30 protein-coding genes are annotated in these 23,848 nt (G+C 64.9%); 16 read left to right on the forward strand and 14 right to left on the reverse strand.

Translation table 11 applies throughout. The features are described from left to right. Positions 1-218: 218 nt before the first annotated feature. Complete coding sequence (locus AB0L82_RS37065; RefSeq protein ID WP_364647671.1) at positions 219-629, reverse strand: hypothetical protein; 411 nt, start codon at positions 627-629, stop codon at positions 219-221. Between the two features lie 232 nt (positions 630-861). After that, the gene (locus AB0L82_RS37070; RefSeq protein WP_364647674.1) at positions 862-1,296 is read right to left on the reverse strand and encodes a GH-E family nuclease; all 435 of its coding nucleotides are present in this window, start codon (positions 1,294-1,296) and stop codon (positions 862-864) included. A gap of 530 nt (positions 1,297-1,826) precedes the next feature. Here AB0L82_RS37070 and AB0L82_RS37075 point away from each other — a divergent pair. The 4 genes from AB0L82_RS37075 to AB0L82_RS37090 all read left to right on the forward strand — a co-directional run bounded on the left by AB0L82_RS37075 (position 1,827) and on the right by AB0L82_RS37090 (position 3,881). Next, the gene (locus AB0L82_RS37075) at positions 1,827-2,183 is read left to right on the forward strand and encodes a VOC family protein (protein WP_120743541.1); all 357 of its coding nucleotides are present in this window, start codon (positions 1,827-1,829) and stop codon (positions 2,181-2,183) included. Between the two features lie 295 nt (positions 2,184-2,478). Then, positions 2,479-2,826 carry a hypothetical protein gene (locus AB0L82_RS37080; RefSeq protein WP_364648121.1) on the forward strand — a complete coding sequence of 116 codons (348 nt, stop codon included), beginning with the start codon at positions 2,479-2,481 and terminating at the stop codon, positions 2,824-2,826. A gap of 223 nt (positions 2,827-3,049) precedes the next feature. Next, a complete protein-coding gene (locus AB0L82_RS37085) occupies positions 3,050-3,280 on the forward strand; it encodes a hypothetical protein (protein WP_364647678.1) in 231 nt (76 codons plus the stop codon). Between the two features lie 202 nt (positions 3,281-3,482). Then, on the forward strand, positions 3,483-3,881 hold the full coding sequence (locus tag AB0L82_RS37090) for a hypothetical protein (protein ID WP_364647681.1): 399 nt from the start codon (positions 3,483-3,485) through the stop codon (positions 3,879-3,881). 64 nt (positions 3,882-3,945) lie between these two features. On the opposite strand, the gene AB0L82_RS37095 is transcribed toward AB0L82_RS37090, so the two are convergent. Further along, on the reverse strand, positions 3,946-5,436 hold the full coding sequence (locus AB0L82_RS37095; RefSeq protein WP_364647684.1) for a carboxylesterase family protein: 1,491 nt from the start codon (positions 5,434-5,436) through the stop codon (positions 3,946-3,948). A gap of 240 nt (positions 5,437-5,676) precedes the next feature. Next, positions 5,677-6,141: a MarR family transcriptional regulator gene (locus tag AB0L82_RS37100; RefSeq protein ID WP_364647687.1), complete on the reverse strand. Its 465-nt coding sequence runs from the start codon at positions 6,139-6,141 to the stop codon at positions 5,677-5,679. Between the two features lie 426 nt (positions 6,142-6,567). Here AB0L82_RS37100 and AB0L82_RS37105 point away from each other — a divergent pair, with 426 nt between their 5' ends. Both AB0L82_RS37105 and AB0L82_RS37110 read left to right on the forward strand, forming a co-directional pair. After that, entirely contained in the window at positions 6,568-7,080 is a 513-nt protein-coding gene (locus tag AB0L82_RS37105) for a dihydrofolate reductase family protein (protein WP_364647690.1), read from the forward strand. Between the two features lie 465 nt (positions 7,081-7,545). Further along, positions 7,546-7,791, forward strand: coding sequence for a CsbD family protein (locus AB0L82_RS37110; RefSeq protein WP_364647693.1), 246 nt, complete (start codon positions 7,546-7,548; stop codon positions 7,789-7,791). A gap of 203 nt (positions 7,792-7,994) precedes the next feature. On the opposite strand, the gene AB0L82_RS37115 is transcribed toward AB0L82_RS37110, so the two are convergent. The 3 genes from AB0L82_RS37115 to AB0L82_RS37125 all read right to left on the reverse strand — a co-directional run bounded on the left by AB0L82_RS37115 (position 7,995) and on the right by AB0L82_RS37125 (position 9,694). Then, positions 7,995-8,492 (reverse strand): nucleoside deaminase, encoded by a 498-nt coding sequence (locus AB0L82_RS37115; protein WP_364647696.1) that lies wholly within the window; start codon positions 8,490-8,492, stop codon positions 7,995-7,997. Positions 8,493-8,520: 28 nt separating this feature from the next. After that, complete coding sequence (gene cynS / locus AB0L82_RS37120) at positions 8,521-8,991, reverse strand: cyanase (protein ID WP_364647699.1); 471 nt, start codon at positions 8,989-8,991, stop codon at positions 8,521-8,523. Positions 8,992-9,100: 109 nt separating this feature from the next. After that, the gene (locus tag AB0L82_RS37125) at positions 9,101-9,694 is read right to left on the reverse strand and encodes a carbonic anhydrase (protein WP_364647702.1); all 594 of its coding nucleotides are present in this window, start codon (positions 9,692-9,694) and stop codon (positions 9,101-9,103) included. Between the two features lie 133 nt (positions 9,695-9,827). Here AB0L82_RS37125 and cynR point away from each other — a divergent pair, with 133 nt between their 5' ends. Next, a complete protein-coding gene (gene cynR / locus AB0L82_RS37130; protein WP_364648124.1) occupies positions 9,828-10,730 on the forward strand; it encodes a transcriptional regulator CynR in 903 nt (300 codons plus the stop codon). A gap of 107 nt (positions 10,731-10,837) precedes the next feature. Here cynR and AB0L82_RS37135 read toward each other — a convergent pair whose 3' ends face one another. The 3 genes from AB0L82_RS37135 to aat all read right to left on the reverse strand — a co-directional run bounded on the left by AB0L82_RS37135 (position 10,838) and on the right by aat (position 13,528). Then, positions 10,838-11,296 carry a hypothetical protein gene (locus AB0L82_RS37135; RefSeq protein WP_364647705.1) on the reverse strand — a complete coding sequence of 153 codons (459 nt, stop codon included), beginning with the start codon at positions 11,294-11,296 and terminating at the stop codon, positions 10,838-10,840. Continuing rightward, the gene (locus tag AB0L82_RS37140; protein WP_364647708.1) at positions 11,293-12,666 is read right to left on the reverse strand and encodes a DoxX family protein; all 1,374 of its coding nucleotides are present in this window, start codon (positions 12,664-12,666) and stop codon (positions 11,293-11,295) included. The genes AB0L82_RS37135 and AB0L82_RS37140 overlap by 4 nt, the downstream gene beginning before the upstream one ends. Before the next feature lie 124 nt (positions 12,667-12,790). Next, the gene (gene aat / locus AB0L82_RS37145) at positions 12,791-13,528 is read right to left on the reverse strand and encodes a leucyl/phenylalanyl-tRNA--protein transferase (protein WP_364647711.1); all 738 of its coding nucleotides are present in this window, start codon (positions 13,526-13,528) and stop codon (positions 12,791-12,793) included. A gap of 244 nt (positions 13,529-13,772) precedes the next feature. Between aat and AB0L82_RS37150 the strand changes: the two genes are divergently transcribed. From AB0L82_RS37150 to AB0L82_RS37165, 4 genes are all read left to right on the forward strand, one after another. Further along, positions 13,773-14,672 carry a protein kinase family protein gene (locus AB0L82_RS37150; RefSeq protein ID WP_364647714.1) on the forward strand — a complete coding sequence of 300 codons (900 nt, stop codon included), beginning with the start codon at positions 13,773-13,775 and terminating at the stop codon, positions 14,670-14,672. A 38-nt stretch (positions 14,673-14,710) separates the two neighbouring features. Beyond that, positions 14,711-15,109, forward strand: coding sequence for a DUF4259 domain-containing protein (locus AB0L82_RS37155; protein WP_364647717.1), 399 nt, complete (start codon positions 14,711-14,713; stop codon positions 15,107-15,109). Between the two features lie 68 nt (positions 15,110-15,177). Beyond that, positions 15,178-15,762, forward strand: coding sequence for a hypothetical protein (locus AB0L82_RS37160; RefSeq protein ID WP_364647720.1), 585 nt, complete (start codon positions 15,178-15,180; stop codon positions 15,760-15,762). An 88-nt stretch (positions 15,763-15,850) separates the two neighbouring features. Then, positions 15,851-17,089 carry a thiolase family protein gene (locus AB0L82_RS37165; RefSeq protein ID WP_364647723.1) on the forward strand — a complete coding sequence of 413 codons (1,239 nt, stop codon included), beginning with the start codon at positions 15,851-15,853 and terminating at the stop codon, positions 17,087-17,089. 46 nt (positions 17,090-17,135) lie between these two features. On the opposite strand, the gene AB0L82_RS37170 is transcribed toward AB0L82_RS37165, so the two are convergent. Together AB0L82_RS37170 and AB0L82_RS37175 are read right to left on the reverse strand one after the other, a co-directional pair. Beyond that, a complete protein-coding gene (locus AB0L82_RS37170; RefSeq protein WP_364647726.1) occupies positions 17,136-17,942 on the reverse strand; it encodes an LLM class flavin-dependent oxidoreductase in 807 nt (268 codons plus the stop codon). Between the two features lie 66 nt (positions 17,943-18,008). After that, complete coding sequence (locus AB0L82_RS37175; RefSeq protein WP_364647729.1) at positions 18,009-18,968, reverse strand: oxidoreductase; 960 nt, start codon at positions 18,966-18,968, stop codon at positions 18,009-18,011. Between the two features lie 41 nt (positions 18,969-19,009). Between AB0L82_RS37175 and AB0L82_RS37180 the strand changes: the two genes are divergently transcribed. The 4 genes from AB0L82_RS37180 to AB0L82_RS37195 all read left to right on the forward strand — a co-directional run bounded on the left by AB0L82_RS37180 (position 19,010) and on the right by AB0L82_RS37195 (position 21,373). Next, entirely contained in the window at positions 19,010-19,441 is a 432-nt protein-coding gene (locus tag AB0L82_RS37180) for a MerR family transcriptional regulator (RefSeq protein WP_364647731.1), read from the forward strand. A 234-nt stretch (positions 19,442-19,675) separates the two neighbouring features. Beyond that, complete coding sequence (locus AB0L82_RS37185; protein ID WP_364647734.1) at positions 19,676-20,860, forward strand: lipase family protein; 1,185 nt, start codon at positions 19,676-19,678, stop codon at positions 20,858-20,860. Positions 20,861-20,911: 51 nt separating this feature from the next. Then, positions 20,912-21,088, forward strand: coding sequence for a hypothetical protein (locus AB0L82_RS37190; protein WP_364647737.1), 177 nt, complete (start codon positions 20,912-20,914; stop codon positions 21,086-21,088). Positions 21,089-21,199: 111 nt separating this feature from the next. Then, complete coding sequence (locus AB0L82_RS37195) at positions 21,200-21,373, forward strand: hypothetical protein (RefSeq protein WP_364647740.1); 174 nt, start codon at positions 21,200-21,202, stop codon at positions 21,371-21,373. 10 nt (positions 21,374-21,383) lie between these two features. On the opposite strand, the gene AB0L82_RS37200 is transcribed toward AB0L82_RS37195, so the two are convergent. Continuing rightward, positions 21,384-21,653 carry a hypothetical protein gene (locus AB0L82_RS37200; RefSeq protein ID WP_364647743.1) on the reverse strand — a complete coding sequence of 90 codons (270 nt, stop codon included), beginning with the start codon at positions 21,651-21,653 and terminating at the stop codon, positions 21,384-21,386. 42 nt (positions 21,654-21,695) lie between these two features. After that, positions 21,696-22,634, reverse strand: coding sequence for an amidohydrolase family protein (locus tag AB0L82_RS37205; RefSeq protein WP_364647746.1), 939 nt, complete (start codon positions 22,632-22,634; stop codon positions 21,696-21,698). A 192-nt stretch (positions 22,635-22,826) separates the two neighbouring features. Between AB0L82_RS37205 and AB0L82_RS37210 the strand changes: the two genes are divergently transcribed. After that, complete coding sequence (locus tag AB0L82_RS37210; protein WP_364647749.1) at positions 22,827-23,828, forward strand: helix-turn-helix domain-containing protein; 1,002 nt, start codon at positions 22,827-22,829, stop codon at positions 23,826-23,828. The last annotated feature ends 20 nt before the right edge of the window (positions 23,829-23,848 follow it).

Genomic DNA, 23,848 nt, shown 5'->3' on the forward strand with positions numbered 1-23,848 from the left:
CACACCTGCCGTCCAAACCGTATGACTGCCAGCGCTTCCTGGACCGAAAAGGGGTTCTTGCCTCGAGGAATTCTGTCGTCGCAGTACGGCGGGACATCCGGCTGAGACTGGAGTGCGGACCGCGGGCGCAGCGGCCCACGGAGTTAGAAGAAGCTTGGCAACCAGCCCCCGATATCCGCATAGGCCGCTGGCACACGCCAGGCGTTGAGGCTTCGGCGTTACGCGCCTTTCGAATTCGCGCGCACGCGCTGCATCGCCGTCAACAGCCCGATGCGCCCACGCAGTCGATGACACCATGATTCACAGTCGGGTGCGCCACAGTGGCCGTCGATGAGTTCCTGCGCCCGAGCGATACCGGCGGCGAGCTGCTCGTCGGTGTGGCCTGCCGAGGGAGCAAGGGCTCGTTCCGCGACCAAGTCGTTGTACGCTCTGTCCACTTCGGCGAGAACCTTGTCGTCGCCGAAATCGACACCCATCACGGCACCCATCGAGAAATTGGCGTAAAGCCCTCGTCGCATACTCGAATAGCGTTCGTCCCACCGGGGTTCGTCAGGGTCGAGGTCATCCAGCATGTACTTCGTCAATGCGACGCCGGCGACCAGTCGCGCTCGGTCGGGGAACGTGCTCATGACGCCCGAGGTTACCGGCGCACAACAGGTTTCACCCGGCGCACGACACCGCTCGAGTGCGTCTCGATCCTGCACCACTACCTCGAGCTACCGGACACTCGGGTGAGCTGGTCGGTGACCGACCACCGCGACCGTGATGGCTGGATGCACGGTGCGACCCAAGGATTTCCGTGGTAACCGATCAGTGCCATGCTCCGGGCAACGATGCTGGTCGGTCACCGAATTGCCCGGTCTACTCCCAGTCGTGGCTGGCGTTGCAGGATCGGCATTCCAGCCGGAGGTTGTTCAGGTTGTTGTACGCCGCTTTGGCTTCAGCGGGAGTGGTCACGGCCGCGGCCTTGAGATGGTCCCGCCACTTCTGGATATGGCCCAATTCGATACCGCTCTCGCTACACCCGTTGCCGCAGGTTTCGCACTGGTAGATCCGCATCTGCCGGTGCGGATTCCACGGATCGGCCACCGCCTGGAACTTGCGGTGGCTGAGCATGAAGATCCGGGTGTCCCGGGTAACCCGCAACTGGCTGGGATCGGTATACCAGGCGGGCTTGGCCAGGGCATTGACGTAGGCGTCCACGGTGGCCTGCACAATCGCGGCGTCCGGAACCCAGGTGACATCGAACGAAATGCCTTCGGGCAACGCGATCTGGTGTTGGTAGCTAGCCTTCATCGGCCCGCCCCTTCTGAAGAGTATCGAGAAGGGTGGGTGCGCGCGTTCCCACCGATCACCCATGATACTTGTGCCACAACCTCATTCGTGACACTTTCACCCGAAGCGAGCTCGACGCCCCGCGCAGAGCGGATGGGAAAGATCAACGCGCCGAACCATTTTCACCGATCCGATCACCTTCGAGACCGCATCGGCCATAGGGGGTCTCATCGCCACGGCGTCCTGTCCGGGGCCCGCGCTGACGACACAGATCCGGTGGTCAGCCGACGCCCGCATCGCGGTCCTGGCTCCGACATCGGAACGCACTATTCTGGCGAGCGAGCATTCTCGCTGAGGCGCGCATTTGGAATGTGATCCTGTGGCGCAACACATCTCACGATCGGTACGGAATTCCGTTCACCGCACGACCCGCCTCTGCAGGCCCTACCGTGAACGTGCAGAGCTTCCCCTTACCACCGAGAGGAACCGCTAACAGCCAGCGCCCTGCCCAAGATCAGCGATCTCGAGCCAAAGTCAGCTAAGGTGACGGAATGGTCATGCGGGTGGCGGTTCCCGTGCTGCCGTGCCGAGATGTGCAGGCAGCGCGGTCGTACTTCACGGACGTGCTCGGATTCGACACCATATTCACCTGGGAGACCCCACCTAGCTACGCGGCCGTGATCCGCGACACCGCCGAGTTCCACCTATACGCCGAAAGCAGCGTCGGCCCGGCCAGGGTGGTGGTTGTCGTCGATGACGTCGATTCCTGCCACGACGAGCTGCGCGCCCGCGGCGCCGACATCGTCGAGCCACTGGCTGACCGGCCCTACGGGATGCGCGACTTCAACGTACGGACACCCGATGGGCACTTGTTGATCTTTAGCCAGCCGCTTACCGAGTACGGGTGACCATCAGCGGACCAGCCGGAAGAATGACCGGACCTCGTCGACGAACAACGCCCGGCTTGTCGCTGAAGCCGCAACCGGGAAGCGATGGGCAGACCCCCTAGAACCGGCTGGCTCAGTGCGCAGATTTTCGCCGTTCACACGACGAAACCGCAGCTCAACAGCCAGCACCCTACCCAAGATCAGCGATCTTGAGCCAAGTCAGGTTACCTGCCGTTTTTGTTGCGGCGCTGCCGATTTCGTGCAGGGCGGGTTCATCAGCGAAGCCGAACGCGTGCCCGAACTCCTCGCCCACGTCGTGACCCACGCCGTCGAACCCCGCGTCACCCAGGTCGAACACGTCCTGCACCAGCTCATCGATATCGGCGCGGTCCGCGCCGATATCGACACCCGCACCATCGCCACCATGGTCTTCGGCGCCTTCTTCGGCGCGTTCCTGCGCGGCGGCGCCGCCGCCGCGCGCCAGCCTGCCCGAACAGCTCACCACCACCCTCTGGCCCGCCCTCACCGCCCGCCCCTGACCGCGCCGCAGTGTGCGGCGAGCACCCATCGAGTCCGAGGAGATTCCGTTAGGACCTTGTCCGTCTTGCCCTCCAGGCACGTCGTCGTGCCTGGACTGGTCTTCGAGCCCCGCCAATGCAAATAAGCCCGCTGCCTCGGCCCGCCGGCTTCAGTGCGCACGCCTGCCAGGTCGCGTCTTACCACGCACTCTCTTGCCGCGACCCGCGCGTCCCGAAGCGGCCGTGCCAGCCTGCCGAAGATCAACGGGCAGAGCCTCGTTCGGTCGCGAGCGAGGCACCAAAATGCCGAGTTCAGTGCATCAATGCACGGGGCCATACGGGGGGCGGTATCGGGCTAGCATGGCGCGCGTGTGGTTCAAGAAGTACGTGATCGTGTTCGGGGTGCTGTTGGTGTTGTCCTGCGGGTTGTGGGTGTTCGGTAAGTGGGTCGAGAATCCCGCCTTGTTCGACTTCTCGGACTGTTCGGGGGCCTACTGCCCGCCGGAGGTGTACCAGTCCATTGCCGCGCAACCGACCGTGACGACGGGGCCGGATGGGCGGGGTTACGATGCGGCTTCGTCGGTTTCGTGTTGTCGATGATCTGCGATTTCCTACATCTCAGCAACGCACGGAAATGCCGCGTGGCGCGCGGTTCGAAGCGGCCACGTAGCAGGGCCGAAGATCAACGCGCCGAGGCAATCTCGGCCTGGCCGGAACACACTGAACTGCCAATTTCCGGATATGTTCTGCTGTACTCACCCGCCGAATGCGCATCGTATGGCGATGTCAGTGAGGATGCTCGATGCTCATCGAAACGATTCCCATGTGGACCGACCAGCGCACCATGGTGAACCTGCGTGATGTCTTGGCGCGGTTCCAGCCGAACGATTGGCGGTGGCGAGTCGAAGAGTTCGAGGGCGTCGGACGATTCCCTGGGGGCGTCACGTGGGCGGAGTTCGATGGCAATATCGAGGCCGGGACCGCCGTATTCGATTGGGACGGAATCCAGCAGTTCGCCGACGGCTTGGTCCAGATGATCGACGGCCGGATTGTTGCCACCGACGTAAGCGGCACGATCATGGCGACGATCGAGGCGTTCGATAGCAGTGAATACGAGATCGCCTTCAATCCCGTGCCGGGCCCCCTGCGACTGGAGCTCACTGATCTGCCGATGGCAGGCAATGGTGACGGCGGGTCGTGATCTGCTTTCGTTGAATCCGAGAGGTGCCCCTGTGGCACGCGGTTCTGCGGGGATGTGGCTTTGGCTATCCGATGTGGTCGATATCCGACCAGAGGTCACAGCGGTGTTGCGGGGAGAATGAGTTGCCGAGGACGATGCGGTCACTGCCGAGTTCGAGGGTGGTATCCCATGCGGTGGGTGACCAAGGTGTGAAGGCGGGGGTTCGGGGGTCGCCGGTGTGTGCGAATTGTGCCCAACTCTGCTGGATGCGCAGGGACAGTTGGTCACCGGCCGGTGGGAGCGGGATGGGAACACCCATTAACGCGGAGAAGACATAGGGGACCTCCGCGCCGTGAAAAGCTCCTGGCAGCACAGGATTTGAGCCAAGCGGTGCGTCGTTGAACTGGTACTGCCACACCTGCGCTCCACCGCGACGCGCCGCCTCGGCGGTGAACAATGCGGGACAGGCGAAGAAACCGTCGGTAATCACCCGGGCCTTGGCCGCGGCGGGAGATGCGAAGTCGGACAGGGGATATCGATCGAGGATCCGGGTGCTGTTGTCCTGGAAGAGATTCTGCGCCCAGGCGGCGTAGTTGTCGGCGGTGGGGATGGCGGCTCGGGCGTAGTCGAGCAGCGCGATGAAGGTCGCGCCCTCCTCGGCATTACTGCCGACGATCAGCGGAACATTCTGCGCGGCACCGTTCGACAGGGCGTCTTCTGGGCTGGTGGTTATCACCACACCGTCTCGCACCGGGGTCCATCCGACGTTCATCGTACTCAATGTCGTTGTGGGGGAGCTCAACAGCTGATCGGTGGGTAGCTCTCGCAGGCATCGCAACCGAGACTCGGGATCACCGCAGCCGAGGTCCGCGGCATAGTCGGCGGCTCGCTGGTAGGCGACATCCGCGGTGGGGGGAGCCAGCGGGCTACGCGCGCAGGAACCGCTTTCGACGATGGCTTTCGCGTACAGACCGCGTGCTGTGGGAGAGGCCAATTGGGTGCATACGCTCATACCGCCGGCGGACTCGCCGAACAGGGTCACGTTCCCCGGATCTCCGCCGAAGGCGGACGCATTGTCTCGGATCCAGCGCAGTGCCGCTTGTTGATCGAGAGTGCCCCAGGTCCCGGTGATTCCGCCGTTCTCGGCAGCCAGCTCGGGTAACGCGAGAAATCCGAAGGGACCTACCCGGTAGTTCGGAATCGCGACGATAACCCGGCCCTCGCGTACAAGCCGAGCGGGAGAATCGTATTGGGCGTTGGATCCCAGGACGAACGCACCGCCGTAGAGCCACACCATGATCGGCAGTATTTCGCCGTCGGTGTGTTCCGGGACGTAGAGATCGATGGTCAGGCAGTCTTCGCTGGAAGGTTGCAGCGCAGGCAGATTGGGTAACGGTGGCGATTGCGGACATTGCGGGCCGTGCGTGACCGCCGAACGGATACCGGTCCACGATGGTGCGGGTCGAGGCGGCGCGAACCTGCCGGCGTCCGCTGTCGAGGCCGCGAAAGGCACTCCGAGATATTTCTGTATGCCGTCGGCGTGGATGCCACGGATGGTGCCCGCGGCGACCGTCACGACGGGATCGGAAGGGATATCGCCAGGCGCTGCGCCAGCCGGCGAGAACGCGACGACAAGGCCGATAATGCCTGCTAGAGAGAACAACCGCGCCGGGTATCGGTGGCGCTCGAAGGCGGTGCCGGTGAACCGCATGTGCAACTCCCACTATCAAATACTTTTGAGACAAAAGGATGTTAAGTGGGCGGTGACCCCGGCGTGCCGCTTTGATCGATTTCGCCGAATGCCGACCGTGCGAGATCAACCGCTCAAAGCGTCGAGCAACAGTCGCAGAGATGGGAGGGCTGCCTGCAGTGCGTGACGGTCCGCGGCAGGCAACTCGCGCATGGTCTCACGCAAGACGGTGGCACTTGCCCGGTCATACCGGTCCAGCAGCTGTCGCGCTCGAGTCGACGCCACAAGTAGCGCCCCGCGCCCGTCGGACGGCAGTGGCCGGCGCTCTACGAGGTCGGCGGCGGACATGGTCCGAACGAGGTTGCTGATAGTGGACTGTGCCACTTTGAGTTCGGTGGCGGCTCGGCTCGGAGCGAGACCGCCGGTCGCGACGAGCAGCCGGAGCAACTCGATCTGGGCTTCCGGTAGGTCCGGCAGTCCTTCCGCCGAGCGTGTTCGCCGCAGCACAGCGCGCCGCAGGGGTCCGAGTAAAGCACTGAGCTGCGCCTCGGGCGGGGACGTCGAGTCGAAAGCGATTGCGCGAGTGTCCACGCGCTCATTCTGCCCTCCGGCGGCGGCCATCATTCTCGGGCGAGGCGCTCGGCCCCGCCCGATCGACAGATCGAGATCGCGAATGTCCAAGCGGCCCGCTTCGGCCACGGCCTCGAAATCGCGCCGTGCGCGGGGTGCGCGCACACGGTCGAATTCGCCAGGGGGAGAACGTTATTGAGCAGGACTCTGCCGACAGGTAACCCTGCCGCGTGCCGCGCTGTTCGAACCGGCCAGGAGTGGACACCGCAACACCTCGGCGCGGCCGCTTACGCTTTTGCCGAGTATGGGATAGCGGCTGCGGTATATGTCATGGCCTGGGAACGGTCGCGGTCTAGGCACTTCTGTGTCCGCCGATGAATTCCGGTGGCGAAGGTCGTCTCCTCTGTGACTGAACGAAGGGACGAACTCGTGCAAATCTTGGCTCGCTTGTGTGTGACTGCTGACGGCTACGTAACGACGCCAGACGGCTGGCCGCCTCAGGTCATCGATCCGGCACACGGTCCGGGCAGTCATGGGATCGCGGAATTCCTGAAGACCTGCGAGGCCGCGCTGATGGGGCGCACCACTTTCGAACCCGCGCTGACGGCCGATCGGTGGCCTTGGCCGGATTTGGAGGTTTTTGTGCTCGGCTCGCACCGGCCCGAGGGCACACCCGACGAAGTCGTCTTCGACGATGATCCGCAGCGACTATTGGACAAGATCCGGGCGGCAAACCGTGGTGGCGATGTCCATCTCATCGGCGGTCCCGGCACGATTGAGACGTACCGTTCCCTCGGCGCTCTCGACAAACTCGAACTCGTGGTGCTGCCGTTCTTCGTCGGCGGCGGCATGCGCCTGACCGATTCATTGGACCCCCGGACCGGTCTGGAATTCGAAAGCTCGCGACCGCTGGACGGCGGTGGGGTCGAGATCGTCTACCGAGTGCTGCCACAGCACTGACCGGTGATCGCACACCTGCGTTTGACCCGCCGTTGCGGACTGTTGGTCACTGCCATTCACGAAGCGAGGTCCTGGTTGCCATCGCTTAACTCGGTCGGAGATCCCTGCTGAAGGGGGACCGCTCTTGGGTGGAACGGTCCCCCAGCGACGGTAAGGATAGCCCGTCATGGGAATCCGGCATGCGGTTGCTGATCCCCACTCGTAGAGTAGCCAGAAATGAACCAGATGCACCCATTTGCGCACCGACCTGGCACTGGCGGTCCGTCATCGTGCACGCGACGTCACCGACCGGGCCTCTCAACGGCGTCGAGCACCGACCGAGCCGGGATGTGGACGGCACCGGCGCGCATCGCTCGTCAGTGTGATCGGGATCGCATGAACCACCTCCGTAGTCGCCGATTGACTTCCGTTTAGCCGGGTAGGTCTCGTTTGTCGATGTGCGGCAACATATTTCGGAGGTATGCGATGTCCGAGCACAAGAGCGGTCCCCTCGAAGCTGTTGAAGGGGTCGTCGAAGCTGTCAAAGGCAAGGCCAAGGAGGTCGTCGGCGCGGTTGTGGGGAACGACGATCTGCGCCAGGAAGGCAGTGCTCAGCAGGATAAGGCCGAGTCTCAGCGCGAGGCTGCCGCCAAGGAGGCCCAAGCCGAGAAAGCTCGTGTCGAGGCCGAGGTCAACGAGCAGCGCCAGCGCCTGTATCAGGAAGGGCAGTAATCGCCTGCGCGCCTGAATAACTCGAACGGACCGGATGCCCGCCAATGGGTACCCGGTCCGTTCTCGGTATCGCACGCAACGTGGGCACGTGACCGGCCAGAAGCTCGGTGCCCGCAACCGCGGCAATGATCAAAGAGTTGGAATGTCGTGTCGAGGTCGACGTCGCGATGCCCGGCGCCCTCCGGCACCACCTCCTGCCGATCTCAGGCGGTGAGGGCACCGGGAACCCGGCGCTGCCCGCCGTTGCGGTCTTGCCACAACCGATACACCTCGAGAGCGTCCTCGCGTGGTTCGTGGCGCATGGGTAGGCGGCGCTGGTCGGGGGTTTTGGCGAATTCGGTGTAGAAGGTGTCGAGTTCGAAGTACTTGCGGTCGTCGACGTAGTGCGGCTCGTAGGCATCTCGGGTGGTCAGGAAGACCACCTCGTCCGGAGAGCAGTAGTAGAGCGCGCCCAGGCACATCGGACAGGGATGTGCCAGAACGTAAATGGTGGTGCCGGTCAGGTGCTCGGTACCCAGTCGCAGGCAGGCCTGGCGGATGGCGAGGATTTCCGCGTGCGCGGTCGGGTCGCTGGTCTGGGCGACCAGGTTCGGGCTTTCGGCGAGGATTTCGCCGTCCTTGACGATGACGGTCGCGAACGGCCGCCCACCCTCGTCGACATTGCGGCGGGCCAGATCGATGGTGCGCTGAGCGAAGTCCATGGATGTTCTCCCTTGGGTGTCGAAGGTGTCAGAACGGTTTGGCGGGAAGGTATTTGCCGTCCAGGGTGATCACCGCGCGCTCGCCGCCGTCGGGGTCGGCGACCTTGCGCACGTCGAGCTTGAAGTTGATCGCGGAGATGATGCCGTCGCCGAACTGCTCGTGGACAAGGGCTTTCAGGGTGGTGCCATAGACCTGGAGCATCTCGTAGAAGCGATAGATGGTCGGGTCGGTAGGTACGCGATCGGGGATCGAGCCGCGGGTCGGGATCGTCTGCAGCAGCCGCGCCGCGTCTGCGTCCAGGCCCAGCAATTCGGCGACCGCCGTAGCCGCGTCCGCCGGCAGCGGATGCTGGCCCAGGACCGCGGCGGTCACGAACGCGGCTGAGAACCCTGCCGCGTCGGCGATCTGCTGCCACGACAGATCCTTGGCGATCTTGGCCTCGACCGCGGCGTTGGCCAGCAGTTGGCGAGCGGTGGGATCGAACTGGGAATGCAACATTGTGGGTACTTCCTTTCGTGGAGTGGCTGCCTCCGCAGGTACGGAAGGCAGTTGGTGGCGTCGGTGTCTTCGGGGCGTCAGGCCCGAAAGGTGCACCGCCGGTGGTGATTCAGGCCGCGGTCGTGGATCCCGAGTCGGTGGTGGACACAATCTCGATGGCGCCGGTGCCGATGTCGTAGACCCAGCCACGCAGGGCGAGCGGGCGCTCGGCCAGCGCGCGTGCGACCGCAGGGTGGGTGGCCAGATTCGCCAGTTGCGCGCGCACGTTCTCGCGCACAAGAGTCGGCACATCGCCGACGGCCGCGGTGCGGGCGACGGAGGCGTCGGCGTGCCGTAGCCAGGCCGCGACCGCGGGTGCGTCGCTCAGATCGTCGCCGTGCGCCAGCGCGGTCATCGCCCCGCACGCGGAGTGGCCACACACGATGATCTCCGACACTCCGAGCGCGGCGACCGCGTATTCGATGCTCGCGGTCACCGCGTCGGCGCCGGGATCGTAGGCGGGCACCAGATTGCCGGCGCTACGAATCACGAACAGCTCACCCGGCTGCGCGCTGGTGATCAATTCCGGGACGACGCGGGCATCGGAGCAGGTGATGAACAGGGTGTGCGGGGCGTGGTGGGTGGCCAGGCGGGCGAACAGGTCCGCCTTGGCGGGGAAGACATCGCGCTGGAAACGGGCGACGCCCTCGGCGAGATCCTGCATGGGTCACTCCCTTCGGTGCTCGCCGACCCGACCGGGCCGGCATCACCTACTCTTCACGACCTGCGGCTATAGAGTCCAAGACTTGATATCGATCCACTCGATTGCTGGTGTCTATAGTGGCGGCATGGCGACTGTGGAATTGCGACACCTGCGTTATCTGCTCGCGGTCGCCGAACATCGCAATTTCACGCGCGCCGCGGACGAATTGCACATCTCCCAGCCGACCCTGTCGCAGCAGATCAAACAGCTCGAACGCGCGGTGGGCGCACAGCTGTTGGACCGCACCGGGCGCACGGTGCGGCTCACCGACACCGGTACCGCGTACGCCGCGCACGCACGGCGCGCGCTCGGTGAGCTGAGTGCCGCTCAGCGTGCGGTACACGATGTCGGCGACCTGTCCCAGGGACACGTGCGCCTGGGGGTCACACCCACGTTCACCGCGTACCTCATCGGCTCTCTCGCCGCCGAACTACACACCCGCCACCCGAATATCAGCTTGCGCGTGATCGAGGATTCACAGGACCGCATCGAGGCGGCCCTGCTCGCCGATGATCTCGACCTGGGGATCGCCTTCACCGGACCCCATCTGCCCGGCATTTCCGCCACCGCGCTGTTCACCGAAACCCTCAGTCTCGTCGTCGGTTCCCGCCCCGATCACCCCGCGACGGGAGTTCTTCCGGTACAGGCCCTCGGCGCCGAGCACCTGGCATTGCTCAGCGGCGACTTCGCTACCCGTGGGCATATCGACGCCTACTTCGCCGTGCATGACGTCGCGGCGCGAATAATGGTCGAGGCCAACACTATTCAGGCGCTGACCGAAATCGTGCAACGCACACCGCTGGCTACGGTCCTACCTGATGCGATCACCCACGACCACCCCCACCTGACCCCCATCGCCCTGGATCCACCCCTGCCTGCCCGTACCGTCGCGCTGCTGCACCGCGACGGTGCCTACCTCAGCGCCGCCACCCACGCCTTCACCCGACTTACCCACGACCTCGTCCAGGCGCGCGGATTCACCCCACCCCCGGTGTGACCATTGGCCGGTGACCGGGAGGGACAGTCCGAAACAAACTGCCGCGCAACCCACTTGCGTCAATATGACAGGAGCACGGACTCGCCTCGGGTACCCGCGCCTGCCGATTACCGGACCCGTTTGGATCCTCGGTAGTCGCCGAAGGGGTCGGGTAATGCGCCGAAAGGTCCGTTGCTCAGGTAGATCGCGCACACCTGCCAGCGGCCGTGATATTCGGTGTCGAACGAGATGAACAGATCGCTTATGCCGGTGTAGAAGCCGAGAACTTGGACCGGATCCTTGGCGAGATCGAGGGCGCTGAACTCGTCCGGTTTCGGGTCGTAGTAGTGCTGGAAGGCTGTTTGGATCTGTTCATCATCGCGGGTGGCCAATTGATCGGCGAGGCCACCGCAGGCGAGTTGGCGCAGGGTATCGATATCGTTGGATTCGGCGGCCTCGATGTGGTCGCGCACGGCCTGTTCGGGGGTGTCGGGTGGTGGTTCGGGAGGGTTGGAACAACCGGTCGTCAACGCGATGGCGGTTGCGGTCAGGGCCATGGCGACACGCATGAAGACGTCCTTGATCATCTTGCCGCCGATCCTGCCGGTGCCGGACAAGCCGGTCTGCCGGAAACGCAATTGTTGTCGGGGTACTCGTGGACCCAGTGAAATCCGCTCTGCCGCAAGGTGAAACGGCGTGAATCGAAGCGGGTCAGCTCCATCGTGACCGGGTGGCCGTCCACCTCACCGGTAAGTCGCAGCTGGTTCGGTGCGAGTTGCTCGACGGCGAGGTGTGCCCACGGGGCGGCGGAGTCGGGATCACTCAGGGGACGCAGCAGGAGTTGACGTAGGTCGGCGCCGATGTCGGCCCGCACGGGATGGAATCGATCGTTCATCATTTGGATATCCGCGGTGTCGCGTCGATCGAACACCACTCGACGCCAGCGTATTTCATCGTCGAGCAAGGCCGGGACCGATTGTCCGTCGCGGATGAACGAACCGACCTCCCAGATCCCGTACAGCTCCGAGGTCGACTCGCGCTGCTGCAGGGAAATCACACCGCTGATCGTGCCCACCACGGTCAGCCAAATCAGCAGTCCCACTTGGATACCCGTGCCGATCCGTCGTTGACGCGAGGTGCGGAGGGCCTGCGGCGCGGTTGAGGGTCCGACGGCATTGCCCAGCAGTACCGCCGTTATGCGGCGCGCCTCGGGAGCCACCAGTACCAGCGCCATGAGCAGTATGTGGAACGACAGGATCTTCACCGGCACGTCGTAGGTCATGTTCAGAATCCAGACCTGTGCCGCGCAGACCACGGTCAGCAGTGCCCCGGCCACGGCTGTTCGGGGCACCAGAAGCAGTACACCGCAGAGTATTTCGGCGACTCCGAGCAGGATCTCGTACACCGGGGATACCCCGACCTGGCTCCACAGCACGCTCATCGGGGTGAGATCGCCGTACGGCTCGAGCAACCGGGTCAGCGACGGTGATGGCATTTGCAGCGGGAAGGCTTTGACGAAGCCGTAGCTCAGCATTGTCACCGCCAGGCACACCCGCACGAACACCAGCAACCAGCTTGCGGCCCTGCGGTATTCGGTGCGCTTGCGATCCAGGACGCTCCACACCGCCGTCCCGGCAACCGCCGTCACGAGAATGCAGAACAGCAGCACCCAGTCGTAGGCGGTATCGCCGCTTCCCGAATCCCGGTGTGTGGCCGCGATTCCGAACCCCGTGCGCCCCACCCACCGCACCACCGGTTGCGGCCAGTCCACGACGATCGGCCGCACCACGACCGCCAGGCCCGGAAACTCCAGAATCACCTGGGTCAGCAGTGCGAACAGGCCGAAATACAGCAGCCCGAACCGCACCAGGATTCTGGTAATCGGTTGCCAGCGCACGGCTTCCGGCCGCGTCGGCGCCTCGGCACCGAGGCCCGGCTCGATGGTTCGAACGCTCATCCACAGTCCGTTTCCTCACAAGGGCGCTACGGTGGCGACCCTACGAAGCCGGACCATGATCGGTGCTTACAAGATTCTTAAAACACCTCGCCATCCATTGCCGACCTGTCGAGTCGGCGAGCATTCATGCGGGTAAATGGTTGGCGGAGTTGGGGACCGAGATCTCGAACTGCCAGGGGCCGGGCAGCTCCGGGCGAGCGGCAGCCTCGGTGTGCAGACGCAGATAGTCCGCACGGGGCAGGTCGACAGCCCCGAGCGAGGCGAGGTGACCGGTCGTGATCTGGCAGTCGATCAGGGCGAAATCCCAGGCGGCCAATTGAGCGCAGAGCCAATACAGCGCGACCTTGGAGGTGTCACGGGCGCGGGAGAACATGGACTCACCGGCGAACGAGCGTCCACGCGCGACACCGTAGAGGCCGCCAACCAGCTCGCCGTCGCGCCATACCTCGACCGAGTGGGCATGACCGAGCCGATGCAACTCCTGGTACGCCGCCTGCATATCGGAGCCGATCCAGGTTCCCGCATCGTTGGCCCGAGGCCCGGCGCACTGCGACATCACCTCGGCGAAGGCGCGATCCATGGTCACCGCATAATCGGCGACGGTGACGGACCGGCGATAGGACTTGCTCACTCGCAGATCTGAGGGAAGCAGAATGCTGCGCGGGTCCGGGCAGTACCAGTGGATCATTTCGCCGGGGTTGTACCAAGGAAAGATGCCCGCGGAATAGGCGTCGAGTAGTCGTTTCGGCGACAGGTCGCCGCCGAACGCGATCAGTCCGGACGGGTCCGCGAGCTCGACGGGCGGGAACGGCTGGTCCGGATCGGCCAGATACATCCGCATCAGGTCGGTAGCGTCGGTCACCGGGCAGACATTACCGATCGGGGCGGACAAACTCAGGCCGTGACAACGGGCATGAGATACGGATTGTTCCCGGCTTGAGCGGCGGCGAAGAAGCAATCCCACAGCGCGGCAACCGATTCCGGGTCACGCGGGACAGCCTGATCATCGAAACATGCCCGCGGATTCCAGGGCAAGGACTTCCAGGCGCGCGGCTACATGGAATACATCGACAACGAATCCGCCGATCGGGCGGCGGCCGAAGCGAGTGCCGCTCACCGATCTCGAGCGCCGACCCGAGCACGTGCGGTCCACCGCGAACCTGTTCGATCTGCCGATGTTTCACCACTACGGCGTCGGCGTCATCGGTGGGGCGGGATTCGGGGCCTGGCGCGAGCTCGCCGTGCATACGATGACAACCAATTGGGTACTCGCCCACGAACATCAGGGCTTCCCGCTGACGTATCACTGGCGGGTGCTGCCGGACACGACGCTGTTGCCGGCCGAGCTCGCCGATATCGATCGCGCCGTCGCGTACTGGGATGACCGAGCCCAGGTTCGCCGTCGGATCGAGGCACTTCGGGACTCGTCAGCCAGTATCGCGCTGTTCTTGGAGTACATCCCGCAGACCTTGCATGAGTGGCTGAACGAACAGCTCGAGTCCGGCGATGCGGCCACCGATCGAGCCTGCGCCATGGTGGAACGGGAACTGGCCGAAGGAGTCTCGTTCATGAACAGCCGCGGGCTACTGCACCTGGACGCGCATTTCTGGAACATCCTCACCGACGGCCGACGACTCTACTTGGCCGACTACGGCCTCGCGCTCTCCGAAGGGTTCGACCTCTCGCCGCAGGAGGCCGCGTTCTTCGATCAGAACCAAAGTTATGACCGCAGCTTCACGGCCACCTATCTGGTGAATTGGCTGCTGTACGCCCTGTACGGGCCGCAGGACCGGGAGGCACGCGCCGCGATGGCGCACGCCATCGCCGAGGGCGCCCCGCCGGAAGGCATCCCCGAGGGAGCCGCCGAACTCCTGCGCCGCCACGCGCCGGTCGCCGCGGCGATGTCGGTGTTCACGCAGGCGTTCCAGCAAACGAGTAGGACGACCCCGTATCCGGATGAGGAGATCCGCCGACTGCTGGACAAGCAGTGCGGGCGTGCGCGATAGGCTGCGATCGCCAAAAGAGTTCGGTCGGAGAGGTTGTCATGGGTGTGTGGGGTCCGGGAAACTTTGACAGCGATACCGCTGCGGACGGGCTCGGGGAGCTGACCGATCACATCATCGGCAATATCGCCGAACAATTCCAGGACCCGTCCGATGACACCGCACTCGAACCCGATGAATGGGGCGGGGACATGGTGCCCGCATGGCTCGAAATCCTCATTCAGCTGGTCGAACCCGCGCGGGTCGGTGCGAACATTCCCTCGGTGGCGGTGCTCAGCGAATGGCGCGAACGGTATCTGCGGGTGTGGGACGGGTATATCGACGAGCTCGGCCCCAGCGAGGAATTCAAGACCCAGCGGCGCGCGGTACTCACCGGAACATTCGACAAAGCCATAGCTTTGGCCACGATCCGAGAGCAGGAGCTGGCACAAGAGCTCTAGCGCGCACATCGAATGCCGTGCACCAAAGGCCATGTGCGTGAAATGTCTTATGCGCCAACTACTATGCCGTGATCGACTTCGAGGCATTGGCTACAGACGGCTCCTGGCAGCTCACCCGGTCCGGTAACCGGTTGCAGGAGGCCGTATTCCGGCTCTCCCCGCACACCATCGCTGTGCGCGGCGCGCTGCTCGAACAGCTCGGCGGGGACGCGAGCGACCCGGAGCAGTGGGAGGCCGCGCTGATCGACGCGCTGCTCACCGACCCCGCCTCGGCCGAGCTGCGCCGACTCGAGTTGCACCTGACCGACTTTCACCACTCCGCGCGCCGGGCCGCTCGGGCGCGGGCCTGGATCCGCCACGAACAGCTGACCGCCCTGGATCCGGCCGGGTTCCCCGCATTACGCCACCGCGACCTGGGTGCCGCGGAGTTCGACACCGACGACTACGACACCCTCGTGACTCTGGCCGAGTCTCCGCTGCTGCCTCAGCTCGAATCGTTGACCCTGCGCAGCGTGTACATCCACGAGCACGACATCGAGGGCGACCGGCCCACCGAGCTCGCGGCATTGGCCCCGGCCTTCGCTCACCTGAGGCTCGAGGTCACCGATGGCGCCGATGCGGATGTGGCCACGATCCTCGGCATCGACGGCTGACCGCCCCGCACGTCCGCGCAACTGGCAAGATCGATAGCGCCAAGATCGATCCTGGCGGACACGCAGGACCCTGTCGAAGGAGATCGTGATGACGGATGCGTTCGTGCTCGGTGGAGTCAGGACCCCGTTCGCCAAATACGGTGGTTCGCTGTCGCATATTCGGGCCGATGACCTGCTCGGGATGACCATGAAGGGCGCGTGCGAACGCGTCGGCGTGGGGCTCGATCAGATCGAGGACATTGTCGCGGGATGCGTGAACCCGGCCCACGAGGGCATGGGCGATGTCGCACGGTGGGCGGCGCTGGCGGCGGGATTCCCGGACACGGTCGCGGGTGCGACCATCAACCGGTTCTGCGGGTCATCGCTGAGCGCGACGGTCAATGTCGCGCACGCGATCAAAGCCGGAGACCTGGGCGTAGGGATCGCTTGCGGTGTGGAGTCGATGTCGCGGTCGGGCTGGGCGTACATGAAGGGCGACTCCCCCTTCGGGCCGCGCGGGCCGGTCATCCTGCTCGACACCATGTGGGCGGGCGCGGGCGGTCCGGCCAATCCGGCGCTGCTGGCGCGCAACGCCTACATCGGAATGATCGAAACAGCCCAGAACGTGGCCAACCGCTACGGGCTGACCCGCGAGGAGATCGACGCCTTCGCGCTCCGCACGCAGCGAAATGCCAAGGCGGCCAGGGATTCCGGACGCCTGGCCAAGGAGATCATGCCGGTCGAGATTCCGGGGACTCGCAAGAGCCCCGCGCGGCTGTTCGAACACGATGAATTCATCCGGGACGACACCACCGCCGAACGCCTCGCCGCACTGCCCCCGCAGCCAGGGACGACGCAGATGACCGCCGGGAACTCGACGCCGCTGACCGATGGGGCCAGCGCGCTGGTGCTGGCCTCGGGCGAACGGGCCACCGAGCTCGGCGTCGAGCCACTGGCGCGCGTGGTGTCCTCGGCGGTGTACGGGATCGACCCGCTCTACATGAGTCTGGCTCCGGCGTGGGCGCTGCCCCTAGCGCTGAAGCGGGCCGGACTCACACCCCAACAAATCGATATCTGGGAAGTGCATGAGGCATTCAGCGCACAAGCCTTGGGCGTGCTGCGCGAGCTGCCGAATCAGCTGGGCGGCTTCGTCATTCCCGATGAGAAGCTGACACCGAACGGCGGCGCGGTGGCGATCGGTCACCCGTTCGGCGCCACCGGCGCCCGCTACGTCCTGACCCTGGCCACCGAACTGCGCGAGCGCAACGCACGGTACGGGGCGATCGGGGTCTGCATCGGCTCGGGCCAGGGCGTCGCCATCGTCCTCGAAAACCCCGCCGCCGCATGAGAACTCGATAGCGATCATGCGGTAGTCAGGTTACCGTGTGGCCTGATCACTGTCCGGTGAGTTTGGCGACGACCGGAGCGAATTGGTCGGCGACGTGCGCGCCGATGACGAAGTAGGAGAACCCGTTCTCCTCCCGGCGGCGCTGAATCTCCTCGATGGCTGCCGCCGGGTCCTCCGGGAGGACGGTCATCGCGTCCGCCGCGCGCCACACGGCGGGGTCGGTGCCGGGCGGCGCCATATGCGGCGCGACCGTATCACCGACCGCCGGCACCGCGAGGGCGAGCTCGGCATCGGAAGTAGCGCGGAAATCGGCTGCGAGCCTGGCGACTTCATCGCGCGGCTGACCGCCCAGCACGAAGGTGACCGTATCGGCGACCTCGGCCGCCAGCGCCCGGGCCTTGGGACCGAATACAGCCATCGCGACCGGTGTATGCAGATCGGGGCCGTCGAGATCGCGCAGTCTGGCGACGGTTTCACGAATCTGCGCCAATCGCGCCGACGGCGAGGGCACGTCGGATATTCCCTTGTCCCGCAACTCATCCTCGATACCCGGCCGCCCGGTGCCGATGCCCATTTCGAAGCGGCCTTCGGTCAACAGCGACAACGAGTGCGATTCCCACGCGGTCAGCCAGGGTGCGCGGAACGGGGAGGCGTACACCCAGGTGCCCACTCGGATATCGGTCATAGTCGCGACGCTGGCGAGCGTGACGGCGGGCGCGGGTTGCGTCAGCGGGAAGTCGGGCACCAGCAGCGTCGAATAGCCGTGGCCAGCGATGCGGCGCACGCTGTCCCGCCACGTCGGCAGATCGGTCATGATCGGGGCGACAACTCCGAATCGAAATGGTCTGGTCACATCGAACTCCTTCTCTCGATCAATTCAGAGGCTTGGACGATGTAACCACCCGAAACTCATCGGCGGTCAGGAAAAGCTGTCGAGACCGGTGAGTTCGCTCGACAGCTTCCACAGGCGAGCCGCGGATTCGGGATCGACCGCCCAGGGTTTGACACCGCCGATGAGCATATCGTCGGTGGTCGCCGGATTCGCGATATCGCAGTCCTGGCAGTAGACGCCGCCGTGGCCGTCCAACTGCGGGGAGGTGGCCGCCCACACCGCCGTCGCCGCACCCTGGGCCGGTGTTTTGAAGCCCTCCGCGTGGTGACCCTCGGGGGTGATCCAGCCCTGCGCGAGGTGTTCGGCATGGGAGATGTTGCGCTGCAAAGGTGTAAGGATGCTGCCCGGGTGAACCGCGAAGGCGTGCAACCCGATTCCCGCGCCGAGGGTATCGAGGTGCGTAGCGAACAGCGAGTTCGCGGTCTTGGACTGGCCGTAGGCCAGCCAGTGATCGTAACCCTGCGTGAAATGCGGGTCCTCCCAGCGGATATCGCTGAGGAAGTGCCCCGAGGAGGCCACCGACACCACCCGCGCGCCGGTGTGCGCCAGCGCGGGCCGCAGCCGATTGATCAGAGCGAAGTGCCCGAGATGGTTGATAGCCAGGTGCGCCTCCCAACCGGACCGAAGATGCCGGTGCGGGTAGGCCATGACGCCCGCGTTGTTGATGATGATGTCGAGAGTCACCCCGGACGCGAGAAATCGATCACTGAAGATCGCGATGCTGTCGAGGTCGGCAAGGTCGAGTTCATGGATTTCCGTTCGGGCGATACCGTCGAGCGCCGCACGTGCGGCCGCGGGGCGGCGCGCGGGCACGATCACGCGCGCACCGGCGCGCGCCAGCGCCATCGTGGCTTGTTTACCCAGACCGGAATAACCGCCGGTGATCAGGATGGTTCTGCCGCTCAGGTCGATACCGGTGAGCGCGTCCTCAGCGGTGCTGTGCGCGCCCAGGCCCGAGTCGATCATGGCTTGCCGTGTGAAGGTCATGCGGCCCAACCTAAAATCTAGAGTGCAATCTAGGTCAAGCTATGGGAGCGATGATGGGTTACCCGGACGGTCTGTCCATCGGCGATGTGTCGAAAGCCACGGGTCTGGGTGTGCACGCCCTGCGTTTCTTCGAACGCGAGGAACTGTTCCTGCGCCCGATCCCCCGCACCACCGGCGGACAACGCACCTTCGACGCGGTCGATGTCGAATGGCTGTTGCTGTGCAATCGTTTACGCGGTTCCGGCATGCCCATCGCCACGTTGCGGGAGTTCGCTCAGCTCGTCCGATCCGGCCCCGGCAACGAGCGAGAACGCCTGGCACTGCTGGAATCCCACGAAAAAGCAGTGCAGGACAAGATCAGCCACCTGACCGAAAGCCTCGACATCATTCGAGGCAAAGTCGCCACCTACCGAGAGCACGTCGAAAACGGCACAGCGACCGGAGTCTGGTCACCCACCCTGCCGCCCGAATAGTTCGGTCGCGCCACTGAAACAGAGTCGCCGGTTCAGCTGTCCATCATGATCGAAAGCTGTACCCTGAGCGCCTTCAGGGGGATTCGCGGGAGTCGGCCCCCACCAGGGAGGGAAGCCCGGCGAATGAGTAGTGTCCTATCAACCTGTGGCACAACGTATTCAGTGGCCAAGCGTAGTCCGTTGCGCTCGGCGCTGATCGCGGCGTCGGCCGTATTGTGCTGGGCCGGTGCTCCTATGACTGTCGCTGGCGCGGATCCGCTACCGCCGCAGCATGATCCGTTCTATACCCCGCCGTCGAGGTGGGACTCGCAGGCGCCGGGCACCATCTTGAATTCGCGCTCCGTCGAGGTGGTTTCGCTGGGGCCGCAGGCGCAGGACGCCGATGCCTGGCAGTTGCTGTATCGAACGACCGATACCGCCGGTCAGCCCATGGCGACCGTGACGACGGTGCTGCGCCCGCGCACCGGGCAGATCAAGGGGTTGATCTCCTATCAGCCCGCCACGGATGCCTCGGCGCCGCACTGCGCTCCCTCGTACGTGCTTCGGCCGGGAGCACCGGACAAGTACGACTCCTCGCTCGATCTCATCCAGATCGATCAGATGTTGTCGTCGGGCCATGCGATTTCCGTACCCGATTGGGAAGGGCCGAAAGGGTCGGTGTTCAGCCCGAAACAGCCGGGGTACGCCGCGCTCGACGGAGTGCGCGCGGCCGAGGGTTTCGCGCCACTCGGATTGTCCGGCACCGATACTCCGGTCGCCGCCGCGGGCTACTCCGGCGGGTCGATCGCGAGCCGCTGGATCGCGCAGATGCAACCGACCTACGCTCCGGAAATCCGGCTGGTCGGTGTCGCAGTGGGTGGTTGGACCGCACCCATCGGCCCGTATCTGCAGTCGCTCGATTCCGGTCCGTTCGCCGGTTTCCTGCCTTCGCTGCTGCCGGGCATGATGCGTGCGGATCCACAGCTGGGGGCGGCGTTCGACAAATATCTGACACCTGCCGGGCGGGCGCTGATCGCCGAGGGTGACAGCAAATGCGCGGTGCCGAACGTGGCTCAGCATGCGTTCCTGCGCATGGACGACTACCTGACGATCCCGTTCTCGCAGCTGTTCGAGCAGGTACAGGCAGCGTTCGCCGATCTGGACTTCGGCCCCATGCCGCCAACTGCGCCGGTGTTCCTCTATAACGCCGTGCACGACGAGATCGTCACCATTGCGCCGACCGACCGGGCGGTGGCGCAGTGGTGCGCCTCAGGAGCCCACATCACCTATACGCGAGACCAATTGAGCGATCACGTCAGTCTCGCGATCAGCGCGACTCCCGCGGTCCTGCGCTGGATCGACGAGCAGCTGACAGGGCAGGCCGCACCGACAGGTTGCTCCACACGCACGGTGACGTCCATGGCGCTCGGTGCTGCCTAGGCTTCGTCTTCGTGCTGGGCTTGAACTACCGTAGGGCATGGTGACTGCCTCGTGAGCAAAGCTGTCTACTTAGTCCTGGGTCTACTCGCGGTCACTGGTTGCTCGACAGATTCCGGCACCGGCACGAAAGACGCCCCGATATCCACCACGGCCGCGCAGGTGCTCGGCACATCGACCACCACCGCACCCACCGACGCCAGCCCCGCCCACATCCCCACCTACGTGTGAGATGAGGCCGTGGTGATCCAACCGCTGGGGTACAAGCAGGGAGACACCGTCGTCATCACCGGCCGAGGCAACTGCCGATCCACCGAAGGCGTTGTCGGACAAGGCAACACGATGAGAGGCCCCTGGCGGATCGCCCAGCGCACCCCGACGCCGATTACCTACGACTGCGGAAAGCGGTTTCCAGCGATCATCGGCCCCGACGGTAAACCCGTTCAGTTCCTCGGCATCTCCGGCAATATCGCCGAGGCCCCGGACTACGTCAACGGCTACGACTGCACCCCCTGAGCGGTGAGCCTCAGCCCAACGGCGAAGCCAGAGCGGGCACCTCACCGGCGCGCAGGACAACATCGGTCAGGTCGTTGCCGTTGAGCGCGTTGAGCGCGTTGATCACATCGGCGATATGGGTATCGAGATTCACCCCGGCGCCGGCCAGGTGCGCTCGGTCCCCGAGCCCGGTCAAGCTCACCGGATATGCCTCGTGGCCACGCTCCCGCAGCTGCCGGGCCAGTGGCTCGAACCACCAACTCCCGTGAAACGCACCGGGAACCAGAACAAATGTCGCCACAGCTATCTCCTTCCACGCCTGAGCGCGAACGTATGCCGGTGCTCAGCGGCCGAACACGAAAGCGGCGTTGTGGTCGAGCACGCGGGTGGCGTCGTCGTCGGGTAGGGCGTCCCGGATGGACGTCACAGCGCGGCGGAGCAACTCACCGCTCTGATAGGGGAAGTCGGTGCCCAGCACCAGCCGGTCGGCGCCGAAGGATTCGGCGGCCGCGCGCAGCGCGGGCACGTGGCCGTGGCTGACGGTGTCGAACCACATGCGGCGTACCGAGAGGCTGGGCTTCTCCGGGGTATCGGGTGATTCCCAGGCGTACTGGTTGTCCGCGCGTTGCAGCAGCATCGGCAGTGCGCCACCCAGGTGAGACAGGACGATGCGAACGTTGGGGTAGCGCAACGGGATTCCGGCCAGGATGAGCTGCATGGCCGCGATGGTGTCCTCCATGGGCGCGCCGACCATCCAGCGCATGTGGTGTTCGGCGATGAGCGGGGTGCCCGCGTCGTGGCCGGAGGGGTGCACGTACAGGACGCTGCCGCGGCGATCGAGCTCTTCGAACAGCGGCGCGAAGTGGGGGTCGGCCAGCGAGCGTCCGAGGATGTCCGTGGTGACCGCGACTCCGGCCATGCCGAGATCGTCCAGGCCGCGGGTCATTTCCTTCAGCGCGGCGTCGATATGCGGCAGCGGGAGCGCGACGAACGCCGAGAACCGGTCGGGATGGCGGGCGACGATATCGGCGTACTGATCGTTGACCAGGCGGGCGGCATCCACGGCGTGGTCGTGGTGCGTGAAGTGCGGACTCTGCGGGGTGACCGACAGCACCTGGTGCTCGATGCCGGCCGAATCATTCAGCGCGAAGCGGGCTTCCAGCTCTGCGGCGCTGCCACCGGCGCCCATATTGCGCTGGGTGGCGGTGTCGGTGCGGCCATATGAGTCGAGCAGATCGAGGTAGTCCTCGTTCCACAGATGAGCGTGAATGTCGATACGCACTAAGAACTCCTGGGTCACATGAATGAGCGCTTCGACCTCGAATCTATGAGCCGCCATGCGGCGACCCGGGGACCGAACGCGCCGTGCGGAGGACCGCACGCGCCAGGGCCCGAAGCTCGAGGCCGTCCGGTCAAATACCAACCAGTAGGTCTATGAATCCGGCAAGGCAACCAGCTGCATATACTTCGCCGAATGCTCGAAGGCACTGTTCCGGCTCGCACCGCGGCACCCATCTATTCCACCGCGGTGCGGATCGGGATTCCGCGCGATCTCCTGCACGGCATTCCCGGATTGAATGTGAGCCTGTTCGGTGAGGAACTCATCCGGATCCCCTCCGGAGCGGTGGGGCAGGCATGGCGATTAATCGATGAGATGGGCGGGGCGGGAGTCGGTCCGGCGATATCCGCCGCCGCCGACCACGGCTGCTTCGGAGTGTGGGACTACTTGTTCACCACTGCGCCGACCCTCGCCGCAAGCCTGCGCACCGTGCACGAGTTCCGCCCATTGGTCGCCAGTCCGGCTGTGGGCGGGGCGATCATCGTGGACGGCGGACTGCTCACCGTTCGCGAGATCGCGAACCCGCTGCCCGAGACCATCATTCCGGCGCGCGAGGAGTTCACGCTCTCGCTGATGCTGCATCGGATGCGGCATGCCACGGGCGTACCTCTGGTGCCCGTTCGCGTCCTGCTCACCCAGGACGCGCCATCCGGGCACGAGCACCTGGTCGAGGTATTCGGCACTCGCAGAATCGAGTTCGGCGCTCCCTATGCGGAAATGACCTTCCTCGATGCCGCGGATCTTCCGACCGACAGCGACCCGCACCAGGCTCGCGTACACCGGCACTACGCCGAAATGCTCATGTCGTCATTCCGGGTCGCGGCGGATTGGAGCAGCACGCTGCGCGTCGCGATTCACGAGGCGATGCTGCAGGGCGTGACAGATCTGCGCTGGGTCGCGGACCGTCTCGCGGTCAGTCCGCGCACGATTCAGCGCCGGTTGCAGGAGCAGGGCACCACCTGGCAAGACGAGCTCGAGACGGTGCGGTACGAACATGCGGTGAATCTGTTGCGCAATACCGACCTTCCGCTCAGTTCGGTGGCAGCGCGACTCGGATACAGCGACGCCAGAACGCTGCGCCGCTCATTTCACCGCTGGAAAGGACTGCCACCGAGCCATTTCCGCCGCGACCACTGAAGCGCTGGGAATCGACCTGG

The organism is Nocardia sp. NPDC052001 (assembly GCF_040680615.1).
Classification (GTDB): Bacteria; Actinomycetota; Actinomycetes; order Mycobacteriales; family Mycobacteriaceae; genus Nocardia.

What these genes read in the sequence shown, in the direction of transcription:
- AB0L82_RS37065 (WP_364647671.1), bottom strand. Translation starts at nt 629, where the DNA reads ATGAGCACGTTCCCCGACCGAGCGCGACTGGTCGCCGGCGTCGCATTG.
- AB0L82_RS37070 (WP_364647674.1), bottom strand. Translation starts at nt 1,296, where the DNA reads ATGAAGGCTAGCTACCAACACCAGATCGCGTTGCCCGAAGGCATTTCG.
- AB0L82_RS37075 (WP_120743541.1), top strand. Translation starts at nt 1,827, where the DNA reads ATGGTCATGCGGGTGGCGGTTCCCGTGCTGCCGTGCCGAGATGTGCAG.
- AB0L82_RS37090 (WP_364647681.1), top strand. Translation starts at nt 3,483, where the DNA reads ATGCTCATCGAAACGATTCCCATGTGGACCGACCAGCGCACCATGGTG.
- AB0L82_RS37110 (WP_364647693.1), top strand. Translation starts at nt 7,546, where the DNA reads ATGTCCGAGCACAAGAGCGGTCCCCTCGAAGCTGTTGAAGGGGTCGTC.
- AB0L82_RS37115 (WP_364647696.1), bottom strand. Translation starts at nt 8,492, where the DNA reads ATGGACTTCGCTCAGCGCACCATCGATCTGGCCCGCCGCAATGTCGAC.
- cynS (WP_364647699.1), bottom strand. Translation starts at nt 8,991, where the DNA reads ATGTTGCATTCCCAGTTCGATCCCACCGCTCGCCAACTGCTGGCCAAC.
- AB0L82_RS37125 (WP_364647702.1), bottom strand. Translation starts at nt 9,694, where the DNA reads ATGCAGGATCTCGCCGAGGGCGTCGCCCGTTTCCAGCGCGATGTCTTC.
- AB0L82_RS37135 (WP_364647705.1), bottom strand. Translation starts at nt 11,296, where the DNA reads ATGATCAAGGACGTCTTCATGCGTGTCGCCATGGCCCTGACCGCAACC.
- AB0L82_RS37140 (WP_364647708.1), bottom strand. Translation starts at nt 12,666, where the DNA reads ATGAGCGTTCGAACCATCGAGCCGGGCCTCGGTGCCGAGGCGCCGACG.
- AB0L82_RS37155 (WP_364647717.1), top strand. Translation starts at nt 14,711, where the DNA reads ATGGGTGTGTGGGGTCCGGGAAACTTTGACAGCGATACCGCTGCGGAC.
- AB0L82_RS37165 (WP_364647723.1), top strand. Translation starts at nt 15,851, where the DNA reads ATGACGGATGCGTTCGTGCTCGGTGGAGTCAGGACCCCGTTCGCCAAA.
- AB0L82_RS37175 (WP_364647729.1), bottom strand. Translation starts at nt 18,968, where the DNA reads ATGACCTTCACACGGCAAGCCATGATCGACTCGGGCCTGGGCGCGCAC.
- AB0L82_RS37180 (WP_364647731.1), top strand. Translation starts at nt 19,010, where the DNA reads ATGGGAGCGATGATGGGTTACCCGGACGGTCTGTCCATCGGCGATGTG.
- AB0L82_RS37185 (WP_364647734.1), top strand. Translation starts at nt 19,676, where the DNA reads ATGACTGTCGCTGGCGCGGATCCGCTACCGCCGCAGCATGATCCGTTC.
- AB0L82_RS37195 (WP_364647740.1), top strand. Translation starts at nt 21,200, where the DNA reads ATGAGAGGCCCCTGGCGGATCGCCCAGCGCACCCCGACGCCGATTACC.
- AB0L82_RS37210 (WP_364647749.1), top strand. Translation starts at nt 22,827, where the DNA reads ATGCTCGAAGGCACTGTTCCGGCTCGCACCGCGGCACCCATCTATTCC.